Origin of the sequence: Phycicoccus elongatus Lp2 (assembly GCF_000367525.1) — a bacterium.
GTDB classification, from domain to species: domain Bacteria; phylum Actinomycetota; class Actinomycetes; order Actinomycetales; family Dermatophilaceae; genus Phycicoccus_A; species Phycicoccus_A elongatus.
The window spans coordinates 2,868,820-2,876,365 of record NZ_HF570956.1 but is presented as its reverse complement, the minus strand read 5'-3'; the positions used below and the strand labels follow the sequence as shown (position 1 = coordinate 2,876,365).

7 protein-coding genes are annotated in these 7,546 nt (G+C 68.7%); 2 read left to right on the top strand and 5 right to left on the bottom strand.

Annotation, left to right across the window (positions count from 1 at the left end):
• Positions 1 to 729, top strand: a 729-nt coding sequence (locus BN10_RS15905; protein WP_084311098.1) for an SDR family oxidoreductase, incomplete at its 5' end; no start/stop codon positions are given.
• A gap of 113 nt (positions 730 to 842) precedes the next feature.
• Here the strand turns inward: BN10_RS15905 and ilvC are convergent.
• The 3 genes from ilvC to BN10_RS13920 all read right to left on the bottom strand — a co-directional run bounded on the left by ilvC (position 843) and on the right by BN10_RS13920 (position 4,432).
• Entirely contained in the window at positions 843 to 1,874 is a 1,032-nt protein-coding gene (gene ilvC, locus BN10_RS13930; RefSeq protein ID WP_010851894.1) for a ketol-acid reductoisomerase, read from the bottom strand.
• A 129-nt stretch (positions 1,875 to 2,003) separates the two neighbouring features.
• Positions 2,004 to 2,519, bottom strand: coding sequence for an acetolactate synthase small subunit (gene ilvN / locus BN10_RS13925; RefSeq protein WP_010851893.1), 516 nt, complete (start codon positions 2,517 to 2,519; stop codon positions 2,004 to 2,006).
• Positions 2,520 to 2,539: 20 nt separating this feature from the next.
• Entirely contained in the window at positions 2,540 to 4,432 is a 1,893-nt protein-coding gene (locus BN10_RS13920) for an acetolactate synthase large subunit (protein ID WP_040751970.1), read from the bottom strand.
• Positions 4,433 to 4,780: 348 nt separating this feature from the next.
• Here BN10_RS13920 and BN10_RS13915 point away from each other — a divergent pair, with 348 nt between their 5' ends.
• Entirely contained in the window at positions 4,781 to 5,209 is a 429-nt protein-coding gene (locus BN10_RS13915; RefSeq protein WP_010851891.1) for a thiol-disulfide oxidoreductase DCC family protein, read from the top strand.
• Positions 5,210 to 5,326: 117 nt separating this feature from the next.
• On the opposite strand, the gene ilvD is transcribed toward BN10_RS13915, so the two are convergent.
• Positions 5,327 to 7,171, bottom strand: a complete 1,845-nt coding sequence (ilvD, locus tag BN10_RS13910) for a dihydroxy-acid dehydratase (protein WP_010851890.1) — start codon at positions 7,169 to 7,171, stop codon at positions 5,327 to 5,329.
• Between the two features lie 53 nt (positions 7,172 to 7,224).
• Positions 7,225 to 7,546: SixA phosphatase family protein (locus tag BN10_RS13905; protein ID WP_407674659.1), on the bottom strand; the 322-nt coding region annotated here is incomplete at its 5' end.

Here is a 7,546-nt window from a genome sequence, read left to right as displayed (position 1 = left end):
CGCGCGCTGGCCGCCGGTCACGACGTCGCGAGCGCCAGTCGCCGCACGGGGGTCGATCTGCGGACCGGTGCCGGCGTGACCCAGGCGCTGGCCGGCGTCGACGCGGTCGTGCTGTGCGCGATGAACCCGACTCGTGCCTCGGCGGTCGAGTTGGAGGGCGCCCGCCGGATCCTCACCGCCCTGGATGCTGGCAGCGGATCGCCCGCCCACGTCGTCTACATCTCGATCGTCGGGTGTGACGTGCCCGGCTATCCGTACTACGGCGTGAAGCACCGCACCGAGCAGGTGCTGGAGGCGTGGGGAGGGCCGACGACGGTGGTGCGCGCCACGCAGTTCCATGCGCTGGCCGCGTTCTTCGCCGGGTTCCGGGTCGGCCGGCTCGGCGCGCGGGTCGGCGACATGGCCATCCAACCGGTCGACATCGAGTTCGTCGCCCAGCGCCTTGCCGAGGTCGCGAGCGGCCCTGCGCCACAGAGGTTCTCACGCACGACCGACCTCGCCGGACCCGACCTCTTGGGTCCGCAGGAGATCGCTGCGATGGTGGCCGCGCACGATGGTCGTCGGCCGCCGCACCTGGTGCGGATCCCACCGGTGGGCGCGGCCATGCGTTCCTTCTCCGATCGCAGCAACGTGCCGATCGGGGCGGCGGACATCGGCGGCGCGCGCTTCGTCGATTGGCTCGCCGGCCAGCCCCGGCCACTGCCCCGCGGGATGCACCACGCCAGGTGACGGCGTTCTGAGGCCTCGCCCCGCGGCATACACCATGGGCGGAGCGGGCTACGGCGCAGTAAGTGCTGCGACAACAGCACCTACTGCGCCGTAGCGCGCGACGACAGTCAGGGTCAGCGGGCGGCCGACCCCTCGACGTAGTCGCTGTCGCGGTCGGTGTCGACCCACGCCATGAGCTTGCGCAGCTCGCGGCCGGTCGCCTCGATCGGGTGGGCGGCACCCTTGGCACGCAGTTCCTTGAACTCAGGAGCGCCTGCGTCCTGGTCGTCGATGAAGCGCTTGGCGAAGGCACCGTTCTTGATGTCGGCCAGGACGGCCTGCATGTTCTCCTTGACCGACGGATCGATGACGCGCGGCCCGGAGACGTAGTCGCCGTACTCCGCGGTGTCGGAGACCGACCAGCGCTGCTTGGCGATGCCGCCCTCGACCATGAGGTCGACGATGAGCTTGAGCTCGTGGAGGCACTCGAAGTAGGCGACCTCGGGCTGGTACCCGGCCTCGACGAGGGTCTCGAAGCCGTACATCACCAGCTGCGACGCGCCGCCGCACAGGACCGCCTGCTCACCGAAGAGGTCGGTCTCGCACTCCTCGGTGAAGGTCGTCTTGATGCCGCCGGCCCGCAGGCCACCGATCGCCTTGGCGTAGGACTTGGCCAGCGCCCAGGCCTGCCCGCTCGCGTCCTGCTCGACCGCGACGAGCACGGGCACACCCCGGCCGTCGACGAACTCACGCCGCACGAGGTGACCCGGGCCCTTGGGGGCGACCATGATGACGTCACTGCCGGCCTCGGGCCGGATGTAGTCGAAGCGGATGTTGAAGCCGTGGCCGAAGAGCAGCGCCGCACCCTCGCGCAGGTTGGGCTGGATCTCGTTCGCGTAGACGGTCCGCTGGACCTGGTCGGGGGTGAGGATGACGACGAGGTCGGCCTCCTTGACCGCGTCGGCGACCGAGAGGACACGCAGGCCCTCGGCCTCGGCCTTGGCCTTGGACTTTGAGCCCTCGGCCAGGCCCACGCGGACGTCGACCCCGCTGTCACGCAGGTTGAGCGAGTGGGCGTGGCCCTGGCTGCCGTAGCCGATGACGGCGACCTTGCGCCCCTGGATGATCGACAGGTCGGCGTCGTCGTCGTAGAACATCTCGGCCATGGTTCGGCCTCTCCTTTTGGTTGGGTGGTGCGTTCGTCGGTTTCGAGGGTATGCCGCGGGGCTCCCTCCCCGCTGTTGCGTCCGGCGAAGGTGTTGCTCCCACGAGGGACCCCGCCGGACGCAAGGAGGTCAACTGACCTTGGTCAGGGCTCGGTCGGTGATCGAGCGGGGGCCCCGACCGATCGCGACCATGCCGGACTGGACGAGTTCCTTGACCCCATAGGGCTCGAGGACGTCGAGCAGGGCGCGCAACTTGTCGCTGTTGCCCGTGGCCTCGATGGTCAACGACTCGGTGGCGACGTCAACGACCTTGGCGCGGAACATCTGGACCATCTCGAGGACCTGGCTGCGGGTGCCGGCATCGGCCTTGACCTTGATGAGCATGACCTGGCGCTGCACCGAGGACGAGGGTTCGAGCTCAACGACCTTGAGCACTTCGACGAGCTTGTTGAGCTGCTTGGTCACCTGCTCCAACGGCAGGTCCTCGACGTCGACGACGACCGTCATCCGCGAAATCTCGGGCCGCTCGGTCTCACCGACGGCGAGGCTGGAGATGTTGAAGCCGCGCCGGGAGAACAGGCTGGCGATCCGGGCCAGGACACCGGGCTTGTTCTCGACGAGGACGGACAGGGTGTGGGTGGACATGGTGTAGTTCCTCTCCGTTCTCAGCGACCGTCGTGGTCGGCGTCGGGGTCCTGCTCGATCGCCTCGGACTCCTCGCGATCCCACCGGGGCGCTTCGTCCTTGGCGACCTGGATGAGGTCGTTGCTGACACCGGCAGGCACCATCGGCCACACCATCGCGTCGCGGTGGACGACGAAGTCGATGACGACCGGGCGGTCGTTGATGGCCATCGCCTGGGCGATGACGTCGTCGACGTCCTCGGGCCGCTCGCACCGCAGGCCGACGCAGCCGTAGGCGTCGGCGAGCTTGACGAAGTCCGGCACCCGCTCCCCCGCGTGCGAGGTGTGCAGGTCGGTGTTGGAGTAGCGCTCGTTGTAGAAGAGCGTCTGCCACTGGCGCACCATGCCCAGGCTGCTGTTGTTGATGACGGCGACCTTGATCGGGATGTCGTTGATCGTGCAGGTCGCGAGCTCCTGGTTGGTCATCTGGAAGCAGCCGTCGCCGTCGACCGCCCACACCGTGCGGTCCGGCTGGGAGACCTTGGCACCCATGGCGGCCGGCACGGCATACCCCATGGTCCCGAGCCCACCGGAGTTGAGCCAGGCGTTCGGCCGCTCGTAGGTGACGAACTGCGCCGCCCACATCTGGTGCTGGCCCACGCCGGCGACGTAGACCGCCTCCGGTCCGGCGATCTCGCCCAGACGTTGGAGCACGAACTGAGGCGACAGCGGTGAGTCATCTTCGGCCAGGTCCGGCTCGGTCCAGCCGAGCGGGAACATCTGCTTCCATCCCTGGACCCGCTCACGCCACGCGGCATAGTCGCCCCCGTTGCCCGCCTCGAGATCGTTGTCGACGGCCTCGATGAGGTCGGCGAGGACCGCCTTGGCGTCCCCGACGATCGGGACGTCGGCCTTGCGGTTCTTGGAGATCTCCGCCGGGTCGATGTCGGCGTGGATGACCAGCGCCTCAGGGGCGAAGGTCGAGAGTTGCCCGGTCACCCGGTCGTCGAAGCGGGCGCCGATGGTGATCAGCAGGTCAGCCTTCTGCAGCCCGGTCACCGCGGGCACCGAGCCGTGCATGCCGGGCATGCCCAGGTGCAGCGGGTGGCTGTCCGGCAGGGCGCCACGGGCCATGAGGGTCGTCACGACGGGGATCTGGGTGAGCTCGACGAATCGCCGCAGTTCCTCAGCGGCCCGCGACCGGATCACGCCGCCGCCGATGTAGAGGATCGGGCGCTGCGCCGCCGCGATGAGCTTGGCGGCCTCGCGGATCTGCTTGCTGTGCGGACGCAACACCGGCCGGTAGCCGGGCAGGTCGATTCGCGGCGGCCAGGAGAAGGTCGTCCGCGCCTGCAGGGCATCTTTCGAGATGTCGACGAGCACCGGCCCCGGGCGCCCGGTCGAGGCGATGTGGAAGGCCTCGGCGATGACGCGCGGGATCTCGGCCGGGTCGGTGACGAGGTAGTTGTGCTTGGTGATCGGCATCGTGATGCCGCGGATGTCGGCCTCCTGGAAGGCATCACTGCCGATCGCCGAGGAGTTGACCTGGCCAGTGATGGCAACGATCGGCACCGAGTCCATGTAGGCGTCGGCGATCGGGGTCACCAGGTTGGTCGCACCCGGCCCCGACGTGGCCATGCAGACGCCCACCTTGCCGGACGCCGCGGCATACCCCTGGGCGGCGTGGCCGGCGCCCTGCTCGTGGCGGACGAGGATGTGGCGCACCTTGACCGAGTCGAGCAACGGGTCATAGGCCGGCAGGATGGCGCCCCCCGGGATCCCGAAGACGGTGTCGACGTCCATGGCCTCGAGGGAGAGCACGAGCGACTGGGCGCCGGTCACCTCCACGGGTGTGCGAGGGGTCCGCTGGGCCATATGGGCCGGGGACGGTGTCTGCGCCGGTGCCGTGGCCGTGGGCGCGCCGGTGTCGCTCATGTCGATCAGTCCTTGCCTCGTCCTGCCTTCACACGGAACGGGTCGGCCGTGTGTCCATGTCCCTACCGCCACTGATCACACAAAAAAACCTCCGGTCCCGTGGCGGGGGACAGCGGAGGAGCGCGCCTGAGGTGCTGCCGGGTTCAGGCGCGCGGGGGAAGTACGAGAAGCAGGGCCACGCGGCAACTCTCCCGTCGCGGGCGGCGTGTGTCAATGGGCGAGAGGCCGATCCCACATGCCGGACGTATGCCGTGTGTCACGTCGGCGTTTTTCCCCAATGCCGCGGTTGTTCCCGGGGCGGAAAAACCGCGGCACACGGGAACAACGCCGGCAAGGGACAATGGTGGTATGCCGCGCGCGGGTCGGGTCGTGATGTTCGCCGACGAGGACTGCGGCTTCTGCATGCGCACGGCCGCCCAGGTGCCGCGCTTGGGCGTCGATGTCGACGTGCGCACCCTGCAGGCAGTCGATCTTTCGACTCTACCGATTGATGCCGATCGCGCGCTCATCGAGATGCCGGCGATCGACGCAGACGGGACGGTCCACTATGGCCACCGCGCTTGGGCGGCCATCCTGCGCACCGGGGCTCTGCCCTGGCGGGTCCTGGCAACGGCCATGACCCACGGACCCAGCGAGCGTGTCGCCCGCAGTGTCTATCGCTGGGTCAGCCAGAACCGCACGCGCCTGCCCGGCGGCACCCCCGCGTGCGCGCTACCTCCGACCCCGGACGACCCCCCGACTCCTCCCGTCGAGCGGGAGCAAATCGCGGGCAACTGAGGGCCGAGCCCGCGATTTGCTCCCGCTCGACTGGGGAGGTGGCCGGTGGCGAGGGGGACGACCTCGCGGCAGGACAGGCAGGCAGGCAGGCGGGCAGGCGGTCAGGCGGTCAGGCGGTCAGGGAACCCGCCGCACCGCACCGTCCGACGCCGAGGTCGCCATCAACGCATAGGCCCGCAGTGCCGCGGAGATCGGCCGGTCGCGGTCCACCGGCGTCCACGGCCGCTCGCGAGCCTGCTGCTTGGCCAGCCGCTCCGCGAGCACGTCCTCGGGCACATCGAGATGCAGTGTGCGAGAAGGAATGTCGATGATGATCGGGTCTCCGGTCTCGATCAACCCGATCGGCCCTTCCGACGCCGCCTCGGGCGAGACGTGACCGATCGACAGCCCGCTCGTGCCGCCCGAGAATCGCCCGTCCGTGATCAGGGCGCACTTCTGGCCCAGGCCGCGGCCCTTGAGGAAGGAAGTGGGGTAGAGCATCTCCTGCATTCCGGGCCCACCCTTTGGCCCTTCGTAGCGAATGACGACGACATCCCCCGCGACGACCTCCTTGGCCAGGATCCCGGACACGGCGTCGTCCTGTGACTCGTAGACACGAGCCGTCCCCTCGAAGTGCCACACCTCCTCAGGCACACCGGCGGTCTTGACGACGCAGCCATCCGGGGCGATGTTGCCGTGGAGCACGGCCAACCCGCCATCGGCCGTATAGGCGTGCTCCCGGTCGCGGATGCACCCCTCAGCCGAGTCGGTGTCGAGCGAGACCCAGCGATTGGTCGTCGAGAAGGGCTCGGTGGTTCGCACGCCACCCGGGGCCGCGTGGAAGAGTTCGTATGCCGCGTCGCTCGCCGACCCCCCGCGAATGTCCCACTCCCCCAGCCATTCCGTAAGAGATGGACTGTGCACAGCGTGAACGGAACGCTCCAGCAGGCCGGCTCGATCGAGTTCGCCGAGCAGCGCTGGGATCCCTCCGGCGCGGTGAACGTCCTCCATGTGGAAGAGCTGGCTGTTCGGGGCCACCTTGGACAGGCACGGCACCTGACGTGAAATGGCGTCGATCTCGGCGATCGAGAAGTCGAGGTCCGCCTCGCGGGCCGCAGCCAGCAGGTGGAGCACGGTGTTGGTCGAGCCACCCATGGCGACATCGAGCGCGACCGCATTGCGGAAGGCCGCCTTGGTCGCGATGTTGCGCGGCAGGACCGATTCGTCGTCCCCGTCGTAGTAGCGCTTGGCCAACTCGACGGCCAGGGCTCCAGCGCGCAAGAAGAGGTCCTCCCGAGCGGCATGAGTCGCCAGCGTCGAGCCGTTCCCCGGAAGGGACAGCCCGATCGCCTCGGTGAGGCAGTTCATCGAGTTGGCGGTGAACATGCCCGAGCACGAGCCGCAGGTCGGACAGGCCGAACGTTCGATGGTGTCGAGTTGCTCGTCGGTGACATCGTCGTTGGACGCGGCGATCATCGCGTCGATGAGGTCGAGCTTGGAGTGGACCACGCCTTCGATGGCCGTCGTCTTCCCGGCCTCCATCGGCCCACCACTGACGAAGACTGCCGGGATGTTGAGGCGCAGCGCAGCCATGAGCATGCCGGGGGTGATCTTGTCGCAGTTGCTGATGCACACGAGCACGTCTGCGCAGTGGGCGTTGACCATGTACTCGACCGCATCGGCGATGAGCTCTCGCGACGGCAGCGAATAGAGCATCCCCGCATGCCCCATCGCGATGCCGTCATCGACGGCGATGGTGTTGAACTCCCGCCCGACCCCACCCGCTTCGGCGACGGCGCCGGCGACGAGTTGGCCCAGGTCCTTGAGGTGGACGTGTCCGGGGACGAACTGCGTGAAGCTGTTGGCGATCGCCACGATCGGCTTGCCGAAATCGTCGTCGGTCATTCCGGTCGCCCGCCAGAGCGCGCGAGCTCCGGCCATGGTGCGTCCGTGGGTCGAGGTGCGGGACCGCAGTGCTGGCATGGCTACAGTGTCCCACTGCGCCCACCATGTGGACAGTCCGGCTCAACCCGTGGTCAGGCCCGAGCGACGTGGAAGCGGTCCAGCACCGCTCCGCCCGCCTCGAGATCTGCCCAATGACCCGAGAAGCGCAGCATCGCGATCCCACAGGTCGGGAAGCCGGCGGCCAGTGCCTCGTGGGCTTCGTCGCTGCCCTGCCCGTCCGCAAGGAGGGAGGTCAGGGCCGGCACTCCCGGCGCATGGCCGATGACCATCACGACGTTCGCGTCCTGGTCGGCGCCGCGGACGACGTCCAGAATCGAGTCTGCCGATGCGTTGTAGAGGGCACGTTCGATGTGCACGTCCGCCTCCGCGCAACCACCACTCCACATCGCCTCG